Source organism: Staphylococcus sp. FSL W8-1207 (genome assembly GCF_038003745.1).
GTDB classification, from domain to species: Bacteria; Bacillota; Bacilli; order Staphylococcales; family Staphylococcaceae; genus Staphylococcus; species Staphylococcus equorum.
The window spans coordinates 843,005-864,914 of record NZ_JBBOPU010000001.1; the positions used below are offsets into that span (position 1 = coordinate 843,005).

Genomic DNA, 21,910 nt, shown 5'->3' on the forward strand with positions numbered 1-21,910 from the left:
AAATAATGAGACCAGTGATAGTAATGACACAAACTAGTGAATTTAACAAAGAAGATACATGTATTCTACACAAGCCCTTCATAGATGTAGAGCCTTTATCCTTTGATTTGAATTTGCTAGATGTTAACTATGACTGGCTTATTTTTTCGTCTAAAAAAGCTGTGAAACATTTTCAATCATATTTACATAAGTTAAATATACAAAAAATTGCAGTAATTGGTGAAAAAACTGCTGATTATTGCAAAACTTTAGGTCTAGATGTTTCGTTTTGTCCCACAGATTATTCACAAGAAGGTTTTCTTGAGGAGTTTGAAGCGGTAAAAGGCAGTCGCATTTTACTACCATCAAGCGCAGCAGCAAGAACCTTATTACAAAATGGTTTAAAACAGCAAGGTTATTTAGTTAGAAAAATTGACTTATATAAACCTGTTCCACATACTGAGAATATAAATGAAGTCTTAAATCTCATAGCTGAAAATAAAGTAGATGCTATTACTTTTGCGAGTTCCTCAGCTGTGCGATATTTTTTTGAAAGTCATCACTATATACCTTTTAATAATTATTTTGTCATTGGTCAACAAACATTGGACACATTAAATACATTTAATGTTCAGGGCACGATGGCAGAAATTCAAACTTTAGAATCATTAATTCAAAAAACTTTAGAAAGTTGGGAAGATAATGCAATTTGATAGACACAGAAGATTACGTAGTAGTAAATCACTAAGAAACATGGTGAGTGAAACGCACGTTCGCAAAGAAGATTTAATTTATCCAATCTTTGTAGTTGAACGTGATAATGTGAAAACAGAAATTAAATCTATGCCTGGCATTTACCAAATTAGTTTAAATTTATTAGGTGAAGAAATTAAAGAAGCGTATGAATTAGGTATAAGAGGCATCATGTTTTTTGGTGTGCCAAATGAAAAAGATGAAGTTGGTACAGGTGCTTATGATCATAACGGCATCATTCAAGAAGCAACAAGAAAAGCGAAGTCTATGTACAATGACTTATTAATCATTGCGGATACGTGTTTATGTGAATATACAGACCATGGTCACTGTGGTGTGATTAATCATGAGACGAAAGATGTTGATAATGATAAGTCACTACCATTACTTGTTAAGACTGCAATTTCTCAAGTTGAAGCTGGTGCTGACATTATTGCGCCAAGTAACATGATGGACGGATTCGTTGCTGAAATTAGAGCGGGTCTAGATGAAGCTGGTTATTATAATGTGCCAATTATGAGTTATGGCATTAAATATTCTTCTAGTTTCTTCGGTCCATTCCGTGATGCAGCAGAATCTGCACCACAGTTTGGTGATCGCAAAACATATCAAATGGATCCTGCAAATAGAAGAGAAGCACTTAGAGAGCTTGATAGTGATTTAAACGAAGGAGCAGACATGATGATTGTTAAACCTGCTCTAAGTTTCTTAGATATCATTAGAGATGTTCGAAATACTACAAACGTACCTGTAGTCGCTTATAATGTAAGTGGAGAGTATAGCATGACAAAAGCAGCAGCGCTAAATGGCTGGATTGATGAAAAAGCGGTAGTTATGGAACAAATGATTTCAATGAAGCGTGCAGGCGCAGATTTAATTATTACGTATTTTTCAAAAGATATTTGTAAATATATTGATGAACAATAAGGAGGTTATTTAGAATGCGTTACACAAATTCTGAAAAAGCGATGGTAAAAGCTGAACAATTGATGCCTGGCGGTGTCAATAGTCCAGTAAGAGCTTTCAAATCAGTAGATACACCAGCAATATTTATGGACCATGGTGAAGGTTCAAGAATATATGATATTGATGGTAATGAATACATCGATTACGTTCTAAGTTGGGGACCATTAATTTTAGGACATAAAAACAAGCAGGTGATTGATAAAATTCATGAAGCAGTGGATAAAGGGACAAGTTTCGGTGCTTCCACACTCCAAGAAAATAAATTAGCCGAACTCGTTATTGATCGTGTGCCATCTATTGAAAAAATACGTATGGTGTCATCTGGTACTGAAGCAACACTTGATACATTACGCTTAGCACGTGGTTATACTGGTCGTAATAAAATCATTAAATTTATCGGTTGTTATCATGGTCATAGTGACTCACTATTAATCAAAGCAGGGTCTGGCGTCGCAACACTTGGTTTACCTGATTCTCCAGGTGTTCCTGAAGGTATTGCAAAAAATACAATCACAGTCCCATATAATGACTTAGATGCGCTAAAAGTCGCATTTGAAGAATTTGGAGACGATATTGCTGGTGTTATAGTAGAACCTGTAGCTGGTAATATGGGCGTTGTACCTCCAGTTGAAGGATTTTTACAAGGCTTAAGAGACATCACTACAGAATATGGTTCATTGCTTATTTTTGATGAAGTGATGACAGGGTTTAGAGTTGGATACAATTGTGCGCAAGGTTACTTCAATGTAACACCAGATTTAACTTGTTTGGGTAAAGTAATCGGTGGTGGCTTGCCTGTTGGTGCTATTGGTGGTAAGAAAGAAATTATGGATCAAATTGCGCCAGCTGGTGATATTTATCAAGCTGGTACGTTATCAGGGAATCCATTAGCTATGACAAGTGGTTATGAAACACTAAGTCAATTAACTCCTGAGTCATATGATTATTTTAATAAATTAGGTGACAAATTAGAAGAAGGTTTGAAAGAGGTCTTTGCAAAACATCATGTGCCAATCACTGTAAATCGTGCTGGTTCTATGATAGGATATTTCTTAAATGCAGGGCCGGTTACAAACTTTGAACAAGCAAATAAGAGCGATTTAGAATTGTTTAGTCAAATGTATAGAGAAATGGCAAAAGAAGGCGTATTCTTACCGCCTTCCCAATTTGAAGGAACATTTCTTTCAACAGCGCATACAGAAGCTGATATTGAACAAACAATACAAGCATTTGATACTGCTCTAAGTCGAATTGTATAAAGTTTATTTTTAGCCCGAACAACCATGTGTTGATCGGGCTCTTTTATATGTAAAGTACAATGAAGTATAATGATACCTATGAAAGTTGTGAGTACATGAATAAGCAATTAAGAAACAATATCATCGTTTTAGCATTAGCCTTATTTTTAAGTTTCATACTTAACGCGGCCCATATATTATTACCATTTATGTTTGGTCCTATTATTGCAAGTATTATCTGCGTGAGATATTTGCATTTAGAAGTAAATTGGCCATTTTGGCTAAGTCAGATTGGTTTAGTGTTATTAGGTGTTCAAATTGGCTCTACTTTTACTAAAGAAGTTATTTTAGATATTAAAGATGATTGGTTTACCATTGTTATAATTACAGTGTTATTACTTGGTCTCGCATTAATCATTGCTTATTTTTTCAAAAAAATAGCAAAAGTGAATACTGAAACAGCAATACTTAGTGTCATTCCAGGCGCATTGAGTCAAATGTTGATTATGGCTGAAGAAAATAAAAAAGCAGATATTATGGTAGTAAGTTTGACCCAAACTTCGAGAATTATATTTGTGGTTATTCTCGTGCCTTTCATTTCATATTTTTTTAAAGACGCACAAGAATTAGCGACTGGTGGATCTGAAGTAACAGCAATATTGACTGAAGCTTTATCAATTCCTAGTATCATATTTTTGACACTAGCTGTAATCATTGTTTATGTCATAATGGGTAAAATTAATTTTCCAACTAAACAGATACTTGCACCAGTTCTTGTTTTAATATGTTGGAATTTGTTGACAGGTGCTAACTTTACATTAGATAATTATATTATTGCAGCTGCACAAGTCATATATATGATTAGAATTGGCGTTCAAATTGCACTCTTATTAGATCAGATGAAAGGACGGATTGCCGTCGCAATCGCTTTTCAAAATACATTCCTCATATTATTAGCTTTCGTAATGGTGCTTATTATCTCTACATTTTCGACTCATTCAGTAAATGAATTATTCTTGGGCGCTGCTCCAGGTGGCATGAGTCAAATTGTTATTGTAGCGTTAGAAACAGGTGCGGATGTCGCATTGATTTCTAGTTATCATATCTTTAGAATATTCTTTATTTTATTCTTAATTGCTCCAGCGATAAACGTGTTCTTGAAACATCGTGAAAAAAAACTTAACTAAACAGATGATATTTTTAATTAGACATTTGAACAATATCAGCACAATTATATATTACTACTTTTATACACAATACTATGATATAGAGAGGGTGAGACCGTGTTAGAAAATGTGATATAGGCATATCAAATAACTTTTAAAGTTAAAGTGACTCTGCTTTTTGAGCGAATATGGTGAAACAAAAGTCGCAAGTAATAAAGTATTTCTAACATATATTATGAAATTTAATTATATCATGGCCATTATTCTTCTATGGGTCAATGTCATACTGACTTACGATAGTGTTAAAGGTATCGTCGCAGTGTTATTGACTTTACTTATAATTAGATTGTATAAAAATAAAAAGATTGTTAAAAATAGTCACAAAAAACGAGATTTATAAAGGTTTTGAAATTTTAAAGACCTTACTATTTATTTGAAAATAAAGAATATAGAAATGTAGAATCGTTACTCTGTGAACTTACAATTAAAAAATGCCAACAAAACCTTATGGATTTGTTGGCATTTTTTAATTTTCTAGAGAAATATTCTTAGTTTGGTCGTAGAACTTTGTTGGATTATAGTAAAAAAATTGAAAAACAAACCTTCCTTGAAAGGAATTAATATATGGCTAACTAAAGCCCTTATCCTGATAATGCTTTGGATTATTAGGACATGCTTGCATGTGTGCATTATATAAACCGGCAGCTTCTAAAAATGAATAAACTGTCACTGGCCCTAAAAATTTAAAACCATACTGCTTTAATGTTTTCGATAATTCCGTAGCGCGTGTGTCTACAGTTATACGATCACTTGGATTTGTATATCCACAATCGATGGGCTGGTGATCTACATATGACCAAAGAAAATCGCTGAAACTTCCGAAATCTTTTTCTATTTCAAAATATCCTTTTGCTTGTCCTACAATGGCTTCTATCTTTTTTCTATTATGCACGATATTAGGAAATGTCATCAAGCGATCTATATCATCTGTTGTCATTCTAGAGATAAGCTCTGGATCAAAGTCATAAAAAGCTGCTTCATAAGATGCTTTTTTCTTTAAAATTGTTAACCAGGAAAGACCAGCATGTTGTGATTCTAAAGCCATCAGTTTAAATAATTTCAAACTATCATAAAGTGGTTGGCCCCACACTTCATCATGATATTCGAGATAGGTCGGATCTTTTGTACCAAATGCGCATTCATTCATATATTTTCACTCCATTCCATTGACTTATCTTAACATCCATTATACTATAATTAAGTAAAGAAATATTGTCTACTGGGAAGAGTAAATAGGCTTAGATTTAACAGAGAGTACATGTTTGCTGAAAATGTACAGTTTAACTTATTGAAGGTAGCCCACATTGAACTTTAGCTGAAATACTACAAGGTGATTGTATGTAAATTAGGTTGAAGCGTGTTTGAGCGTTAATCATAATTTTAAGTGCTTGAAATTAGTGAACTAATTTCTTGAATTTAGGTGGTACCACGGGAAATCCGTCCTATAATATTTATAGGGCGGATTTTTTTATTTTAAGGAGGATTTTAACGAATGGAAATGAAACCAAAATATAATCCGAACGAAGTTGAGTCAGGGCGCTATGAAGAATGGCTTAATAAAGGCTATTTTAAAGCATCTGAAGATAATATCAAAGAAACTTACACAATTGTTATTCCGCCACCCAATGTAACTGGTAAATTACATCTAGGGCACGCTTGGGATACAACCTTACAAGATATACTTACACGCATGAAACGTATGCAAGGTTATGATACTTTGTATTTACCAGGTATGGACCATGCTGGTATAGCAACACAAGCAAAAGTAGAAGCTAAATTAAATGAACAAGGATTATCTCGTCATGATTTAGGACGTGAAAAATTCCTTGAACAAGCGTGGGACTGGAAAGAAGAATACGCTACATTTATTAGAAAACAGTGGGCTAAACTAGGATTAGGTTTAGACTACAGCAGAGAAAGATTTACATTAGATGATGGTTTGAGTAAAGCAGTTAATAAAGTATTCGTTGATATGTATAATAAAGATTTAATCTATCGCGGAGAATATATTATAAACTGGGATCCTATCGCTCGTACTGCATTATCAGATATTGAAGTTATTCATGAAGATGTACAAGGTAAATTTTATCATTTTAAATACCCTTATGCAGATGGCGAAGGATATATAGAAATCGCTACGACACGCCCTGAAACAATGCTTGGTGATACTGCGATTGTTGTGAATCCTAATGATGATCGTTATAAAGATGTCATTGGTAAAAAAGTTATATTACCAATACTTGGTAGAGAATTGCCTATCTTAGCAGACGATTATGTGGATATTGAATTCGGTAGTGGTGCAATGAAAGTGACACCTGCGCATGATCCAAATGACTTTGAAATCGGTAATCGTCATGACTTAGAGCGTATTATTGTCATGGATGAATCTGGTAAGATGAATGACAAAGCTGGTAAATACGAAGGCTTGGATAGATTTGACTGCCGTGAACAGCTTGTAAAAGATTTAGAATCTGAAGGTTTAGTTATTAAAATAGAAGAGCATGAACATTCTGTTGGACATTCTGAACGTTCTGGGGCAGTTGTAGAACCTTATTTATCTACACAGTGGTTTGTAAAAATGAAACCTTTAGCAGAACAAGCATTAGATAATCAAAAAACTGATGATAGAATCGACTTTGTACCTGCAAGATTCGAAAAAACATTTAACCGTTGGATGGAAGAAATTAGAGATTGGACAATTTCACGCCAATTATGGTGGGGACATCAAATTCCAGCATGGTATCACAATGAAACTGGAGAAATTTATGTCGGTGAAGCAGCACCAGATGATATTGAAAATTGGACGCAAGACGAAGATGTATTAGACACTTGGTTCTCTAGTGCATTATGGCCATTTTCAACATTAGGTTGGCCAGATGTTGAAGCTGAAGACTTCCAACGCTACTTCCCAACGAATGCATTAGTAACTGGTTATGATATTATTTTCTTCTGGGTTGCAAGAATGATCTTCCAAGGATTAGAATTTACTGGAAAACGTCCTTTTAATGATGTATTATTACATGGATTGGTCCGTGCAGAAGATGGACGTAAAATGAGTAAGTCTCTAGGTAACGGTGTTGATCCAATGGATGTTATCGATGAGTATGGCGCAGATAGTCTGAGATATTTCTTAGCAACTGGATCTTCACCAGGTCATGATTTACGTTACTCTACTGAAAAAGTTGAATCTGTATGGAATTTTATCAATAAAATTTGGAATGCAGCTCGATTTAGTTTAATGAATATTGGCGATGACTTTAAAGTTGAAGATGTAGACTTATCAGGTAATTTATCATTAGCAGATAAGTGGATTTTAACGCGTTTAAATGAAACGATTGCTAACGTTACGGATTTAAGTGACAAGTATGAGTTTGGTGAAGTTGGTCGTACGCTTTATAATTTCATTTGGGATGATTTTTGTGATTGGTATATTGAAATGAGTAAAATACCAATGAATAGCGATGATGAAGCTCAGAAACAAGTAACACGTTCTGTACTAACTTATGTGTTAGATAATACTATGAGAATGTTACACCCATTCATGCCATTTGTTACTGAACAAATTTGGCAAAATCTGCCACATGAAGGTGAAACAATTGTTAATGCACCTTGGCCTAAAGTGAACGATGCATTGATTTTTGATGAAAGTAAAGAAACGATGCAACAACTTGTTGAAATAATTAAATCTGTTAGACAATCACGTTTGGAAGTAAACACACCATTATCTAAAGCAATACCTATTTTCATTAAAGCAAAAGATGAAAATATTAAAAATACACTATTAAATAATTCAAATTATATAGATAGATTCTGTCATCCTAGTGAACTTACAATCGATACAGCAGTTGAAATACCTGAAAAAGCAATGACATCTATTACTACAGCTGGTGAAGTTGTCTTACCACTTGAAGGTTTAATCGATATGGATAAAGAAATTGAGAGATTAGAAAACGAACTTGGGAAATGGGAAAAAGAATTGGATCGTGTTAATAAAAAATTAGCAAACGATAACTTCGTTAATAAAGCACCTGAAAAAGTAATCAATGAAGAACGTGAGAAAAAACAAACGTATCAAGAAAAATACGAGGGTGTTAAATTACGAATTAATCAATTAAAAGCATAGGAGTCCTAAACATGAATTACCTAGATAGCTTATATTGGATACATGAAAGAACTAAATTTGGCATTAAACCAGGCGTTAAGCGTATGGAATGGATGTTAGAACGATTAAACAATCCTCAATTTAATATAAATGGTATTCATGTAGGTGGCACAAATGGAAAAGGATCCACAGTTGCATATTTAAGATCAGCGCTTGTTGATAATGGATATGAAGTGGGTACTTTCACTTCGCCATTTATTGAAACCTTTAATGAGCGTATAAGTTTAAATGGGATACCGATTAGTGATGACAATATTGTTGAATTAGTTCAAAAAGTAAAACCAGTAAGCGAAGCATTAGAAGTTGAAACAGAGCTTGGAACAGCCACTGAATTTGAAATCATTACTACGATGATGTTTTTATACTTTGGTGAATTACACCCCGTTGATTTTGTAATAGTTGAAGCGGGATTAGGGATTAAAAATGATTCAACGAACGTTTTTAAACCGATATTAACAATTCTCACAAGTATAGGACTAGACCACATTGAAATTCTAGGAGATACTTATACGGATATAGCAAAAGATAAAGGCGCAATCGTTAAACCTAATACGCCAATTATCTATGCAGTGAAAAATGAAGATGCGCTTAAAGTAATTCGTGGCTGCGTTGAGCAACAGAATACTGAAGGCATAGAGTTTGATCGTGATATTAGTATCGTTTCACAAGAAGAAGAATTTACTTATCGTTATAAAGACTATGAATTAGAAACCTTACTATTAAATATGTTGGGTGAGCATCAAAAAGAAAACGCAGCTTTAGCAATAACTGCACTTATTGAACTAAACGAATCAGGTATTGTTGATTTAGATTTCAATAAGATGATAGATGGTATTGAATCAGTAAGCTGGACTGGGAGAATTGAGCAAGTTAAAGAAAAGCCTTTAATGATTGTTGATGGTGCGCATAATGTTGAAAGCGTTGAAGCTTTGATTAGTACAATGAAAGATTATTATCACGTTGATAGTCTAGATATATTATTTTCTGCAGTGAAAGGAAAACCAATTAATACGATGGTAGACCAACTTAAAACAATTGCTTCAACGTTTTATGTTACTGATTTTGATTTTCCTCGAGCATTAACTAAAGATGCTATTTTTGAAGAAATACGATTTGATCAAAAAGAACTTGTTGATGATTATGTGAAGTTTATTGAAACATATGAAGGTGATGGATTAATCATAACTGGAAGTTTATATTTCATTAGTGAAGTTAAAGCGAAAGTTAATTTTTAGATATTATTTAACAACAGTGAAACTGTGCTGATATTGATTAAATAAATATTTATTCAATGAGAAAGCTAGTTATTATTTTGCGTTATTGAGTCAGGATTAATGATTTATTCTAACTTTAATGCAAAAGTAACTAGCTTTTTTATATAGTAGATTTATGGAAAATTTTAAAAAGTTGAATATTTTTATATTTTGTATAAATTGTAATTTATACGTTGTTTAAATCAGATGATTATTAGTGCTTTTTTTATCCATTTAGCAATTCCTATTTTAATTTGTAATAATATGATAGTATTTACAAAAGGGAGGGAAAGATTAACATGACAGAAAAGAAATTTCCAAAGGATGCAATGCGTGTACTGAAAGAAACAAGTCGTACGTTTTATATTCCGATTACCTTTTTAGAAAAAGAATTAAAACATTCAGTAGCATCTGCATATTTAATACTACGAGCAATTGATGAGATTGAGGATCATGAAGAAGTAGATAATGATTTAAAATATACAATTTTAATGCAAGTGAGTGAATTATTTAAAGAACCTTTCGATGAAGAAAAATATCTAGAGATACTAGGTCCTGTGAAAGATTTCATGCCTGAAGTTACACTCCGTTTAAGTGAGTGGATAGACGCATGTCCTGACAGAACTTTGCCAATTGTTTTAGATTGTTCAAGCGAGATGGCATTCGGTATGGCAAAATGGGCGAAAGCAAACTGGGATGTTCATACACGAGAAGATTTAGATGAATATACATATTACGTTGCAGGACGTGTTGGTGTCATGCTGTCAGAACTATGGGAATTGTGTGCTGGTGAAAAAACAGACCGCGATTTAGCCATTGGTTATGGACGTGGACTTCAAGCTGTTAACATTTTACGAAATGAGAAAGAAGATTTAGATGAACGTGGTGTGAGTTTTGTACCGGATGGTTGGAGTCGTGCAGACCTGTTTGATTATGCAGATGAAAACTTAGCAAAAGCAGATGCATATATCGATTCACTCAATAAGAGAACGATTATATTATTCGCACGTTTACCTTTAGCACTTGCACATAAATCTTTAAAAGCTATGAAAAATGGCCGTGAAAAAATAACACGTAAAGAAGTGGAAGAAACTGTAGAAGAAGTTAAGAAAAAATAGTATCGAAAATAATGAATTATGTTATTTTTAAAAATAACAACAATAAATAGCATATTAATTTATGAATACAGAATGGCTGATTGTGTTTTTCTGTATCCATAGTTAAATGTACATATGTTTATTATACAGAAGCGCGTAATCTTTATTTTATTTAATTGATTAATCATTTAAATTGTAGAGGTTATGCGCTTTTTATGTACTAAAAATTTATTTTATCAAACTTACAATTAAAATTTTTAACTAAGTGATATTTTTGTTATTAAATTAAAACGGACATGATATAATTTTTATAAGGAGGTATATTATTGATCAAACAACTTTTATTATGTCCAGTTCTATTTAGTTATTTGTATCAGTTGAGCTATGTGAATCAATTAAAATTAAATTACTTTGGTTTACGTTCTCGTTGTGATTATTGTCATAGAGAACTTAAATTTACCGAAATAATACCAATTATAAGCTTTTTATGTTTGAAAGGGAGAAGTAATTGCTGTCAAAGTAAGTTGAGCTCTTTATATTTAATTGGAGAATTTTTATCGATTGTTCCTGCATTTGTTCTTTCTTATTTATCATTCCCTCTAGATCACACCACTTTTTTACTTATTTATATATTCCTACTTGTATTTACGATGTATGACATCAAAACTTTTGCATTACCAATCCATCTGTACATTATATTTTCATTGTGTGCCTACTTTATTGGACAAGGAAATGTATACCATTTTTTAATCATGACTACGGTATTACATCTTTTATATTTTTTAATACGTCACGGCATTGGTTACGGAGACATTCTTCTTTTTTCATTGCTTTCTTATTTACTGCCATATTCAGATTTTGTGTTAATAATGTTTTTTACGTTTATTTGTGGAGGTATTTTTGCTTTATTTAGTATGATACTTTTTCGTAATTTGAAACAAAGAATACCACTGATACCTTTTATTTTTGTTGCTTTTAATTTAACGATGATATTTCATCAATATTTAACTTTAGGAGAGGGTCTTATTTGAGAATAAATGAACTTGCAGATAACCAGAAGCCGAGAGAACGTTTGTTAAGTCATGGTGCCTCACATTTATCACACGCTGAGTTATTAGCCATACTAATTAATACTGGTCGAAAAGGGAGTTCGAGTATAGATATTGCAAACGAATTGTTGAAGTCAGTTGATAACTTAAAAGAATTAAAAATGTTATCTATCAGCGACTTAAATAAAATCAAAGGTGTAGGTTTATATAAAGCGCTTATTTTGAAAGCAGCATTTGAGTTAGGAGAACGCATGCATTCAGGTAGCGTAGATGATAAGATTCAAATTTCAAGTCCTAAAGATGTTGCGGATTTTATGATGGGTAAAATGGAGCATTTGACACAAGAGAAATTTATAGCGTTGTTTTTGAATTCTAAAAACGTAATTATTAAGCAAAAAACCATATTTGTTGGCACTTTAAATAGTTCAATTGTGCATCCACGCGAAATATTTAGTGAAGCTATTAAATGTGCGAGTAATGCTATTATAGTACTACATAATCATCCTTCAGGTGACGTTACGCCCTCAAACGAAGATATTAAAACCACTGAAAGATTAAAAAAATGTGGTCAAGTGCTAGGAATTGATTTATTAGATCATATTATTATAGGTGACCATATCTATTTAAGCATGGTTGAAGAAGGTTATTTTAACTGAGGACTTTTAGAGTAACTGAAATATTTTAGTTCTGTTTCCAAGTTTAATTCATTTACATGAGTAGAACATAAATTACTTATCCTATATTTTAAAAACATATTAATTTGATAATTAAAAGACCTTTTGGATTGTTGATTTTTTAAATATACTTTATATTAAAGAAAGTTATGGAGGAGAACATTTATATGAGAGTCAAAAAAGTATATTTATTACTGATTCAATTTTTAATTATTATTTTATTAATATCTTTATTATTTACTAAGTCAACTGCAATATTTGCAGTCATATTTGCTTTATCAGCTTCAATTCTTATTATACATATATTGGTATCGAAGAACTCGTGGAAAGTGAAAATCATGTTCATTTCAATATATACTTTAATCTTAATTCTACAAGAAGTTTTTATATCTTCTACATTTTTTAATAATAGTAGTATTTGGCTCGCCTTTTTAGTAAAAAATATCATTGGTATTATTATCATATTTGTACCGTTCTTTGTAAGGTACTTACATTATATATACACACTTGAACATCAATTTTCAATGATCAGTAAAACATCAATTAGTTTTGATATGATTAGAGAAATAAATAATAAAAGGAACAGTTTAAAAAAGAATGTTAGTAAAAGTAAAACTGCTTTATCTAAAGAAAATATTTATGAAATTGCGAATGATATTCCTAGGCATAGTTATATTAAATATTTAAATAGAAATGCGCTGAGTGAAAGTTATTTCGCAGAATGTGAAAAAAGTTTAAATGATGAAAACTTGTATATTGTTTTATCTAGCACAGGCAGTTCTGCAAGTGAATTAATTTCACTTTTCACTCAAAAAAATTATAATCATGTTTCTCTTAGTTTGGATAAAGAACTGAAAACAACAATTAGTTACAATGGTGGAGAAAATCTAACTCTACCTGGTTTAAACCAAGAACAATTAGAGTCTTTTAATAAAAAAAGTGACGCTAGTATAATGGTATATAAAATAAAAGCTACGAAAGAACAAAAGAAACGTATAATTGAAAAAATTAATGAAATAAATAACGCCGGTAGTGCTTATAATTTAGTAGGACTTGTAACTAAGGCATCTATTAGACCTAATATTATGTTCTGTTCTCAATTTGTGTACAGCATTTTGAAAATAGCTAATCTAGAGTATTTTGAAGCAAATAATACTAAGGTTAAACCTACTGATTTTGTTGAAAATGATTATTATAGAAAATTAGAATTTTGTTATGAAATTGCTTTTTAATATAGCATTCATGTCATATATACAGAATATTTATAGGTAATCTAAACTATTAAGAGGAGTGTAATATATGCAAAATCGAAAAAAGTATAAAGTAAAACTTGATAACACAGCAATTATTCATATGGCTTCTCATAATAAAAGCTGGTTAAATATATTTAGGTTATCTATTACTTTAAAAGAAGAAATACACCCAGCCATATTACAAGAGGCTTTAAATGTAGTTACAGAAAGATTCCCTACAATTGCAGCTAGAATATCCAAAGGTATTTTTTGGTATTATCTAGAACCAGTTTATAAAGCACCCATTATAGAAAAAGATACAAAACTATTAAAGTATATGTCGAAAAAGGATTTATATAAAAGTAGTTTTCGCGTATTATATTCAGAAAAAAGTATACATGTTGAATTATTTCATTCATTGACTGATGGTAAAGGTGGCATGGTATTTTTGAAATCATTAGTTTATGAATATCTTAAACGAAAAGAAGGCCTACATTTAAAAGATAGAGAAGATATATTAGATACTAATGAGCATCCTAGTAAAGATGAAATAGCAGACAACTACAAAGATATTAAAATAAAACAAAAAAATAAAGTTACTTTTAAGAATAACCAAGTGTACCAATTAAAAGGGAAAACAATAAACAAATTAAAAACAGAAAAATATATTATTGATATAGTAGATATAAAGAAAATAGCTAAAGACATGAATATAAGTTTAACTGTTTTAGTAGCTTCAATGATAATTATGGGGCTAATAAATTTGCAAAAAGAGGAAATGAAAACACAAAGTCAGAAAGATATTAAAATCTTCTTGCCTATTGATTTAAGAAATGTGTTCCATAAAAATACGTTACGTAATTTTGTCCTCTATATGAAACCTCAAATTAATCCTAAAGTTCAAGATTATACTTTGAATGAAATTATTAAAATTATTGATAATCAACTTAAGTCAGGATTATCGGAAGATAATTTACGAACAAGGATTCAGAAAAATGTGAGCATACAGAATAGTATATTCATTAAAATGATGCCATTATTTATCAAGCAATATTTTCTTAAGCGTTCATTTTTATTTAGCGAAAAAACAACATGCTTAACTCTGTCGAATTTAGGATTAATTCGAATGCCAACGGAAATGGATAAATATATAGATAGAGTAGACTGTATACTTAACACTCGATCACGAACGCCATACAACTGCAGTATGTTAAGTTATGATAATAAGTTTTATATAAATTTAGTTAGAGACATTGAACAACCGTTATTGGAATTGGAAATAAATAAGTTATTAAAACAATTAAATATTAAGTATGAAGTAGAGAGTAATGAGTACTAAAAACTAACTTTATATCAAAAGGAGACAAACTAATACAGTTATTACTTAGTTTGTCTTTTGTCGTTGAAAAAATAATATAACGATTATATAAATTAAAACATCCATCGGTTTTGATAGTCTGAATATTTTCCCAGATTATTAAATTATTAAAACGGGTAGAAATAGAAAGTAACGAATATAAAATCAACTTGTTTATGCTGATTTTTAAATACATGGAAGAAGGGAAGGATTATGAATGACAATGTATGATGAGTTTCGTTTAAATGATGGATCAACTTTACCTCATATAGGATTAGGAACGGTGAATATTCAAGGCGGAAAAGGCGTTAATCAAGTAATAAATGCAATTGATATAGGCTATAGCTTAATAGATACTTCAACTAATTATAACAATGAAGGTATGGTAGGCGAAGCAATTCGTCGTTCGTCAATTCCTCGAGAACAGATTTATGTAAGTGCTAAATTACCAGGCGCTGCTCATGAATATGATAAAGCGATTAATCTAATTCAAGAGTCACTTTATCGTACTGGGTTAGATTATTTTGACAAATACTTAATACATTGGCCGAATCCGAAACAAGGTAAATTCGTTGAGGCCTGGAAAGCATTAGTCGATGCACAGAAATATGGTTTAATTAAAACAATTGGTGTTTCTAATTTTATGCCTGAACATTTAGATGAAATTATTGAAGCAACAGGAGTGACACCAGCTACCAATCAAATAGAGATACAACCGTATTTCAATAATAAAGATTTAATAGCAGAAAATGATAAAAGAGGTATTTTATCAGAAGCATGGAGTCCTTTAGGACGTGAAATTAATGATGTTCTTACGAATGATACGATTAAAGCTATTGCTGATAAATATGATCGTACGCCCGCTCAAGTGATTATTAACTGGGTTAATCAAAACCACGTATTTCCAATTGTTAAATCGAGTGATGACGTACATCAACAAGAAAATTATAATTATCTTGACTTTGAATTAGAACAAGAAGACTTAGATAAGATTGATGCTTTAGATCAAGGTGAAAGCGGTCGTGTTGAAGGTCAAAATCCGCGTGAATATGAAGAGTTTGTTTAAGCATTTAAATCAACATTATATATTAATGACATCCTGTTCTTATGAAGGGATGTCTTTTTTTACATATGACATATTTGTTTTATGGAGTACATTAATCTTCCGGTATGCGTCAAGGTAATGTATAATCAAGATGTTATATAAGGAGGATTATATATTGGGAAGTATCTTATTAATCGGGTTATTGTTACCTGTAGTGTATCTTATGCAACTTACCAAAAAGCGCCAAGCAATTAATTTGAAAAGAACAGGTATTGCCATAGTTGTTTCAGTTATAGGGGTTGTAATTACAACTATTTTATTCGTTGTATTTAATCACACCTCAACTTCGATATGGATTTATTTATTGAGTGCTATAGCGGTAGCGATCATATGGGCACTATTATTAAGTGGCTGTTATTATGTTTATCAAGTGTTAAGTAATGGTGTAGGAAAGTAAGTAAATGACAAGTTTCTATAGTATATGTTAAGTTTTGTAAGTGGTAATTTGTAATTTTTACATATTTGAAGTAAAAGTATTAAAATTTTTAAATCTAATAGTACAAAAAATGCGCTTAATGGATAATTTAATCCTTAAGCGCTAAAATTTTAATTTATGAAATTGAAATAAGTGTTAAAATTCTCCATTAACCAAAGAATACCTTGGTAACCCAAATATATACATAACACAATAATCCCAATATATATTATAAATCTTAAAATTGATAAACCTACTCTAAATAGTAGTATGACTAAGAGTGCAAGCAGGATTATAGATAAAATACTCATTCTGTATTCACTCCCTTTAAAAACATTGTACTATGAAAATATGGCATATGCATCAGTCTATAGTTAAGTTTTAAATACTTCTAGAGACTGATGATAATTCGACCGTGAAAAATTATAATTTAGAGTGACTTAATAGGAGGATGGTTCATGCGGTTTATTTTCAGTATTGTTAAAAACATTATAGCTGTCATAGCGATAGTAGCAATTGTACTTTTCGCATTAAAATATGCACCTTTTTTAAAAGACCAAGAATGGAACCCAGTACATGACGATAAGCCATCTATGAATAATGAAGCACCTCAACAAAATTTGACAGGTGGCAAACGGTATTCAGTAGAAGATAATGACATCCTTAATAATGTACCATTTAGTCAAACGAAAAATGTGTTTGATTGGATTAATAAAAAAGAGTTTATGTCAGTTTCAGGTTTAGAAAGAATGGGTTATACTGATGAATACTTGGCTGGTCAACGTGGCGATGAGTTTATTATCTATAAATTTGGCTCAGATTCACTTCGTGTTTATAAGACAGAAATTGAAATGGAACAAGATTTAAATCAATTAGGAGCGCATATTGAACTACAACCACAATCTAACTACGAGTAATGCGTTTGAATTATAGGGTAAAATGCGTTAGCCTTAAATAAGTAAAAACGTTAAAGGTTGGTGTCCAATTATGAGTGAACAGTCTAAAGATAAGAAAATGGCTGAGCAAGCTAAAGCACAAAATTTATTTGCACGTTGGCGTAAAAAAGAAACATTATATGAAGAAGATGAGAAAAAAGCTAAAAAATCAACTGACGACAACAATTCAGATGAAAAAGAAAATAACTAAAGTAAGTTTACGTCTCTTATGGTAGAGGCGTTTTTTTATGCTTTAAAACTTAAAGGCAATTGTAATTCTTATATGAGCATATATAAAAAGATTAAGTGTATAAGCCATAAATGCATGTGTTTGCCTCAAAAAGTATTTAAACTTAATTTTTAAACAAAAATAATATATTAATTACTATTCAGAAAATCAAAATTTTTTAATACACTATTGACTGTAAGTATTGTTATAATACAATGTATCGTTTAATTTATTTCATTTTAATCAAAACATGAAGTGTATTCGCTTAATCTAGTTAAACTAGTGATTCAACGTAGGATAAATTTTGTTGTGGAATATTAGGGTTCGTGCTTTATTTCGTAACACTAGTGATATAAAATGATAATAAGAATATAAAATAGTTGGTTAATAGAGGTGTTCAGGTTGTCAAAGTTTTTTAAAAACAACAAATTGATTGTTATACTGTGTGCAATCATTGTGTTTATAGCCTTAATTGGTGTATCTTTGCGTTCACAAACGCAATCACCAGTAGAACAGTATGTAGGAGATACTGTTGCTTTTGGTCAAAAAGCAGTCAGCTATCCTGTACATTTTGTAACAGGATCTATCGGTAATCTCTTTGCAAAAGAAAGTTCAGAAGAACAAAGTAGTAAGGTGAAGCAATTAGAAGCTGAAAATGAAAGATTAAAAGCAGAAAATAAAACTTACAAAAAAGAATTAGATATTGAAGATATTTCAAAATATGAACCGATTTCTAGCACAGTACTATCTAGAAATCCTGACCAATGGATGAATACATTGGTTATAAACCAAGGTTCTAAAGATGGAATAGAAAACAATATGGCTGTGATGACTTCAGAAGGATTAGTTGGCCGCATCTCTAAAGTAAATCAATTCTCGTCTCAAGTAGATTTAATCTCAACGAACACTCGTGCTAATCGATTGTCTGTAAACATCCAACATGATGGAGAAAACGTTTTTGGTTTAATAGATCATTATGATGCTAAGAATGAAGAACTTGTAATTACAGATATAAATAATAAAGATAGTATTAAAAAAGGAGATAAAGTTGTTACGAGCGGCTTAGCAGATCAACTTCCTAGCAGTATTTACATAGGTGAAGTATCTAAAGTTGAAAATGATGAGTACGGTTTATCTAAAGAAGTAAGAGTGAAGACAGCTGCAAGTTTAGCAGACTTAAATCACGTCTATGTTGCTAAAAGAGACCCTAAAACAATACCAGATAATGAAAGCGGGGATAATTAATGCGCGCATTATACTACTTTCTTATTGGTATTGTATTGTTTTATATTGATACTGCAATTGGACTTGTTATACCAATGCAAATAGGAGATAAAGATATTATTTTCGTGCCACATTTAACGATCATGTACATTTTGATGCTAAGTGTGTATAGAAGTTTTGGTGTAGCGATGGTTTTATCAGTAGTATTAGGCCTAATTACAGATTTATATTTCGGCAGTTTTTATGGTCTATATCTATTTGGCTATATTTTATTTGTAGTCATCATGGACTTTTTCTTCAAAACATTTTATAGAGATCATACAATGCTGTTTATCATTATTGTACTTAGTACAGTCTTCTTAGAAATTTATGTAGCAATTATGTATAGTATTTTAGGGCTTATTAATTTTGTGTTTATAGATTTTATTATATTTAGATTAATACCTACATTTATATTAAATTTAATTTTACTTACAATTTTATTCCCAATTATTATGAAATTCCTAAGAAAAGTGCAATTGAAGATTGACAGTAAGAAATCCTAATGCTAAAATGCAGTAGTTGAGTAGTTCATAGCTACATACAACCGCTCAGATTCAGGTTCAAGTACATTTATGTCACCTGCATTTGGCGTGACTTAAAATTATAGGAGGTGCAAAGTATGTTTGCTATTATCGAAACAGGTGGAAAACAATTAAAAGTTGAAGAAGGACAAGAAATCTTCGTTGAAAAATTAAATTTAAACGAAGGTGATACATTCACTTTTGACAAAGTATTATTTGTAGGTGGAGACTCAGTTAAAGTTGGTGCGCCAACAGTTGAGGGTGCTACTGTTACTGCTACTGCTAATAAAGAAGGACGCGGTAAAAAAATCACTGTATTCACTTACAGACGTCGTAAAGACTCAAAACGTAAAAAAGGTCATCGTCAACCTTACACTAAATTAACTATCGACAAAATCAACGCTTAATCATGATTACTGTTGATGTTACATTGAACGAAGCTGGTCAAGTAACTGATGTTATTATGGATGGTCATGCAGAACATGGCGAATACGGGCATGATATAGTTTGTGCTGGTGCATCCGCAGTTATTTTCGGAAGCGTTAATGCTATCATGGGATTAACAAGCGAAAAGCCAGACATTGATTACAATGATGACGGTGGACATTTCCACGTAAGAAGTGTCGATGCTACAAATGAAAAAGCGCAATTAATTCTTCAGGCAATGTTAGTATCATTGCAAACAATTGAAGAAGAATATAAAGAAAATATCAGACTAAATTATAAGTGAGGTGCAACCCAATGTTAAAATTAAACTTACAATTCTTCGCATCTAAAAAAGGGGTAAGTTCTACAAGAAACGGACGTGACTCTGAGTCAAAACGTTTAGGTGCTAAACGTGCTGATGGTCAATACGTTACAGGTGGATCAATTTTATTCCGCCAACGTGGTACTAAAATCTATCCTGGTGAAAATGTTGGTCGTGGTGGCGACGATACATTATTCGCTAAAATCGACGGCGTTGTTAAATTTGAACGTAAAGGTCGCGACAAAAAACAAGTTTCTGTTTACGCAGCAGCTGAGTAGTTTTTGTCACCATTAACACCAGAAGTTATGACTTCTGGTGTTAATTTTTTTGTCTTTATTTTCTAGTAGGCAAGATAATGATATAATATAAAAGATATGGAAATTAAGTTTTTAGAAAAAGAGGTGAAATCATGTTTGTCGATCAAGTTAAAATATCACTCAAAGCAGGTGATGGCGGTAATGGTATAACAGCCTATCGTAGAGAGAAATATATTCCATTTGGTGGCCCAGCTGGTGGCGACGGTGGTAATGGTGCGTCAATTATATTTGAAGTTGATGAAGGGTTAAGAACTTTATTAGACTTTAGATATCAAACACATTTCAAGGCTAATAGAGGTGGCGCTGGTCAAACAAGTAATATGCATGGTAAAAATGCAGATCACTTAGTTCTAAAAGTACCGCCAGGCACAATTGTGAAAAATGTTGAAACAGAGGAAGTTGTTGCAGATTTAGTTGAAGATGGTCAACGTGCAACTGTAGCTAAGGGTGGTCGTGGAGGCCGAGGTAACTCTCGTTTCGCTTCTCCAAGAAACCCTGCACCTGATTTTAGTGAAAATGGAGAACCAGGTGAAGAAATAGAGGTTACGCTAGAATTAAAATTGCTAGCCGATGTAGGATTAGTAGGTTTTCCGAGCGTGGGTAAATCTACCTTACTCTCAATAGTATCTAAAGCCAAACCGAAAATTGGTGCATATCATTTCACTACAATTAAACCTAACTTAGGTGTTGTTTCCACAAAAGATCAAAGAAGTTTTGTAATGGCAGATTTACCTGGTCTTATTGAAGGTGCGTCTGAAGGTGTAGGATTAGGTCATCAATTTTTAAAACACGTTGAGAGAACAAAAGTTATTGTTCATATGATTGATATGAGTGGCTCTGAAGGTCGCGATCCATTTGAAGATTATAAAGTAATTAATGAAGAATTAAGTGCTTATGAACATCGTCTAGAAGAGAGACCTCAAATCGTTGTAGCAAATAAGATGGATATGCCAAATGCTGAAGATAACTTAGAAATTTTTAAAGAAGAATTGAATGATGATAGTATTCATATTATTCCTTTATCTACAGTAATGCATGATCATATAGACGAACTCTTATATGCAATTGCAGATAAATTAGAAGAAGTGAAAGACATTGACTTTAGTAAAGAAGAAGAGGAAGATTTGGGTGTTAACAGAGTGTTGTATAAACATACGCCAAGTCAAGATAACTTCACAATTACTAGAGATGATGATGCTGCATACGTTGTAAGTGGTAAAGCAATTGAAAGAATGTTCAAGATGACTGACTTCAATAGTGACCCGGCAGTACGTAGATTCGCACGTCAAATGCGCTCTATGGGCATTGATGAGGCGTTGAGAGCACGCGGTTGTGAAAATGGTGATATTGTAAGGATACTTGGCGGAGAATTTGAATTTGTTGAATAG

Annotated in this window: 24 protein-coding genes and 2 other annotated features; of the genes, 22 read left to right on the plus strand and 2 right to left on the minus strand. The window is 31.8% G+C overall.

The features are described 5' to 3' along the window. Positions 1–5 precede the first annotated feature (5 nt). The 5 genes from NSR03_RS04260 to NSR03_RS04280 all read left to right on the plus strand — a co-directional run bounded on the left by NSR03_RS04260 (position 6) and on the right by NSR03_RS04280 (position 4,502). Positions 6–692 carry a uroporphyrinogen-III synthase gene (locus tag NSR03_RS04260; RefSeq protein ID WP_002507388.1) on the plus strand — a complete coding sequence of 229 codons (687 nt, stop codon included), beginning with the start codon at positions 6–8 and terminating at the stop codon, positions 690–692. Beyond that, positions 682–1,659, plus strand: coding sequence for a porphobilinogen synthase (gene hemB, locus NSR03_RS04265; RefSeq protein ID WP_021339098.1), 978 nt, complete (start codon positions 682–684; stop codon positions 1,657–1,659). The genes NSR03_RS04260 and hemB overlap by 11 nt, the downstream gene beginning before the upstream one ends. 14 nt (positions 1,660–1,673) lie before the next feature. Beyond that, positions 1,674–2,957: a glutamate-1-semialdehyde 2,1-aminomutase gene (gene hemL, locus NSR03_RS04270; RefSeq protein ID WP_064782850.1), complete on the plus strand. Its 1,284-nt coding sequence runs from the start codon at positions 1,674–1,676 to the stop codon at positions 2,955–2,957. 95 nt (positions 2,958–3,052) lie between these two features. Then, entirely contained in the window at positions 3,053–4,123 is a 1,071-nt protein-coding gene (locus tag NSR03_RS04275) for an AbrB family transcriptional regulator (RefSeq protein WP_002507391.1), read from the plus strand. Positions 4,124–4,280: 157 nt separating this feature from the next. Then, positions 4,281–4,502: a hypothetical protein gene (locus NSR03_RS04280; protein WP_021339100.1), complete on the plus strand. Its 222-nt coding sequence runs from the start codon at positions 4,281–4,283 to the stop codon at positions 4,500–4,502. A 228-nt stretch (positions 4,503–4,730) separates the two neighbouring features. On the opposite strand, the gene NSR03_RS04285 is transcribed toward NSR03_RS04280, so the two are convergent. Then, positions 4,731–5,309, minus strand: a complete 579-nt coding sequence (locus tag NSR03_RS04285) for a DNA-3-methyladenine glycosylase I (protein ID WP_340719180.1) — start codon at positions 5,307–5,309, stop codon at positions 4,731–4,733. Between the two features lie 59 nt (positions 5,310–5,368). Continuing rightward, positions 5,369–5,610, plus strand: a binding site (T-box leader). A 44-nt stretch (positions 5,611–5,654) separates the two neighbouring features. Here NSR03_RS04285 and NSR03_RS04290 point away from each other — a divergent pair. The 9 genes from NSR03_RS04290 to NSR03_RS04330 all read left to right on the plus strand — a co-directional run bounded on the left by NSR03_RS04290 (position 5,655) and on the right by NSR03_RS04330 (position 16,488). Beyond that, positions 5,655–8,285: a valine--tRNA ligase gene (locus NSR03_RS04290; protein ID WP_021339102.1), complete on the plus strand. Its 2,631-nt coding sequence runs from the start codon at positions 5,655–5,657 to the stop codon at positions 8,283–8,285. 11 nt (positions 8,286–8,296) lie between these two features. Beyond that, entirely contained in the window at positions 8,297–9,559 is a 1,263-nt protein-coding gene (locus NSR03_RS04295; RefSeq protein WP_021339103.1) for a bifunctional folylpolyglutamate synthase/dihydrofolate synthase, read from the plus strand. Between the two features lie 317 nt (positions 9,560–9,876). Continuing rightward, positions 9,877–10,695: a squalene/phytoene synthase family protein gene (locus NSR03_RS04300; RefSeq protein ID WP_021339104.1), complete on the plus strand. Its 819-nt coding sequence runs from the start codon at positions 9,877–9,879 to the stop codon at positions 10,693–10,695. A 305-nt stretch (positions 10,696–11,000) separates the two neighbouring features. Then, a complete protein-coding gene (locus tag NSR03_RS04305; protein WP_021339105.1) occupies positions 11,001–11,705 on the plus strand; it encodes a prepilin peptidase in 705 nt (234 codons plus the stop codon). Beyond that, on the plus strand, positions 11,702–12,379 hold the full coding sequence (gene radC / locus NSR03_RS04310; RefSeq protein ID WP_065367458.1) for a RadC family protein: 678 nt from the start codon (positions 11,702–11,704) through the stop codon (positions 12,377–12,379). The genes NSR03_RS04305 and radC overlap by 4 nt, the downstream gene beginning before the upstream one ends. Before the next feature lie 185 nt (positions 12,380–12,564). Beyond that, positions 12,565–13,629, plus strand: a complete 1,065-nt coding sequence (locus tag NSR03_RS04315) for a hypothetical protein (protein ID WP_069801592.1) — start codon at positions 12,565–12,567, stop codon at positions 13,627–13,629. A gap of 67 nt (positions 13,630–13,696) precedes the next feature. Continuing rightward, entirely contained in the window at positions 13,697–14,968 is a 1,272-nt protein-coding gene (locus NSR03_RS04320) for a hypothetical protein (protein ID WP_069820856.1), read from the plus strand. Positions 14,969–15,203: 235 nt separating this feature from the next. Beyond that, on the plus strand, positions 15,204–16,052 hold the full coding sequence (locus NSR03_RS04325) for an aldo/keto reductase (protein ID WP_021339109.1): 849 nt from the start codon (positions 15,204–15,206) through the stop codon (positions 16,050–16,052). 154 nt (positions 16,053–16,206) lie between these two features. Continuing rightward, the gene (locus tag NSR03_RS04330) at positions 16,207–16,488 is read left to right on the plus strand and encodes a hypothetical protein (protein ID WP_002507402.1); all 282 of its coding nucleotides are present in this window, start codon (positions 16,207–16,209) and stop codon (positions 16,486–16,488) included. 149 nt (positions 16,489–16,637) lie between these two features. Here NSR03_RS04330 and NSR03_RS04335 read toward each other — a convergent pair whose 3' ends face one another. Next, positions 16,638–16,817, minus strand: coding sequence for a hypothetical protein (locus NSR03_RS04335; protein WP_071561853.1), 180 nt, complete (start codon positions 16,815–16,817; stop codon positions 16,638–16,640). Positions 16,818–16,964: 147 nt separating this feature from the next. On the opposite strand from NSR03_RS04335, the gene NSR03_RS04340 reads away from it, so the two are divergent. From NSR03_RS04340 to obgE, 8 genes are all read left to right on the plus strand, one after another. After that, on the plus strand, positions 16,965–17,423 hold the full coding sequence (locus NSR03_RS04340; RefSeq protein ID WP_021339111.1) for a DUF4930 family protein: 459 nt from the start codon (positions 16,965–16,967) through the stop codon (positions 17,421–17,423). Between the two features lie 70 nt (positions 17,424–17,493). After that, positions 17,494–17,652, plus strand: coding sequence for a hypothetical protein (locus tag NSR03_RS04345; protein ID WP_021339112.1), 159 nt, complete (start codon positions 17,494–17,496; stop codon positions 17,650–17,652). 420 nt (positions 17,653–18,072) lie between these two features. Beyond that, positions 18,073–18,915: a rod shape-determining protein MreC gene (gene mreC, locus NSR03_RS04350; protein ID WP_002507405.1), complete on the plus strand. Its 843-nt coding sequence runs from the start codon at positions 18,073–18,075 to the stop codon at positions 18,913–18,915. Further along, positions 18,915–19,439: a rod shape-determining protein MreD gene (mreD, locus tag NSR03_RS04355; protein WP_002507406.1), complete on the plus strand. Its 525-nt coding sequence runs from the start codon at positions 18,915–18,917 to the stop codon at positions 19,437–19,439. The genes mreC and mreD overlap by 1 nt, the downstream gene beginning before the upstream one ends. Positions 19,440–19,468: 29 nt before the next feature. Then, positions 19,469–19,542: a sequence feature (ribosomal protein L21 leader region), on the plus strand. 13 nt (positions 19,543–19,555) lie between these two features. Beyond that, the gene (gene rplU / locus NSR03_RS04360; protein WP_002507407.1) at positions 19,556–19,864 is read left to right on the plus strand and encodes a 50S ribosomal protein L21; all 309 of its coding nucleotides are present in this window, start codon (positions 19,556–19,558) and stop codon (positions 19,862–19,864) included. 2 nt (positions 19,865–19,866) lie between these two features. Continuing rightward, entirely contained in the window at positions 19,867–20,187 is a 321-nt protein-coding gene (locus NSR03_RS04365) for a ribosomal-processing cysteine protease Prp (protein ID WP_002507408.1), read from the plus strand. Between the two features lie 11 nt (positions 20,188–20,198). Beyond that, entirely contained in the window at positions 20,199–20,483 is a 285-nt protein-coding gene (gene rpmA, locus NSR03_RS04370; RefSeq protein WP_002507409.1) for a 50S ribosomal protein L27, read from the plus strand. A 131-nt stretch (positions 20,484–20,614) separates the two neighbouring features. Next, positions 20,615–21,910 (plus strand): GTPase ObgE, encoded by a 1,296-nt coding sequence (gene obgE, locus NSR03_RS04375; protein WP_021339114.1) that lies wholly within the window; start codon positions 20,615–20,617, stop codon positions 21,908–21,910.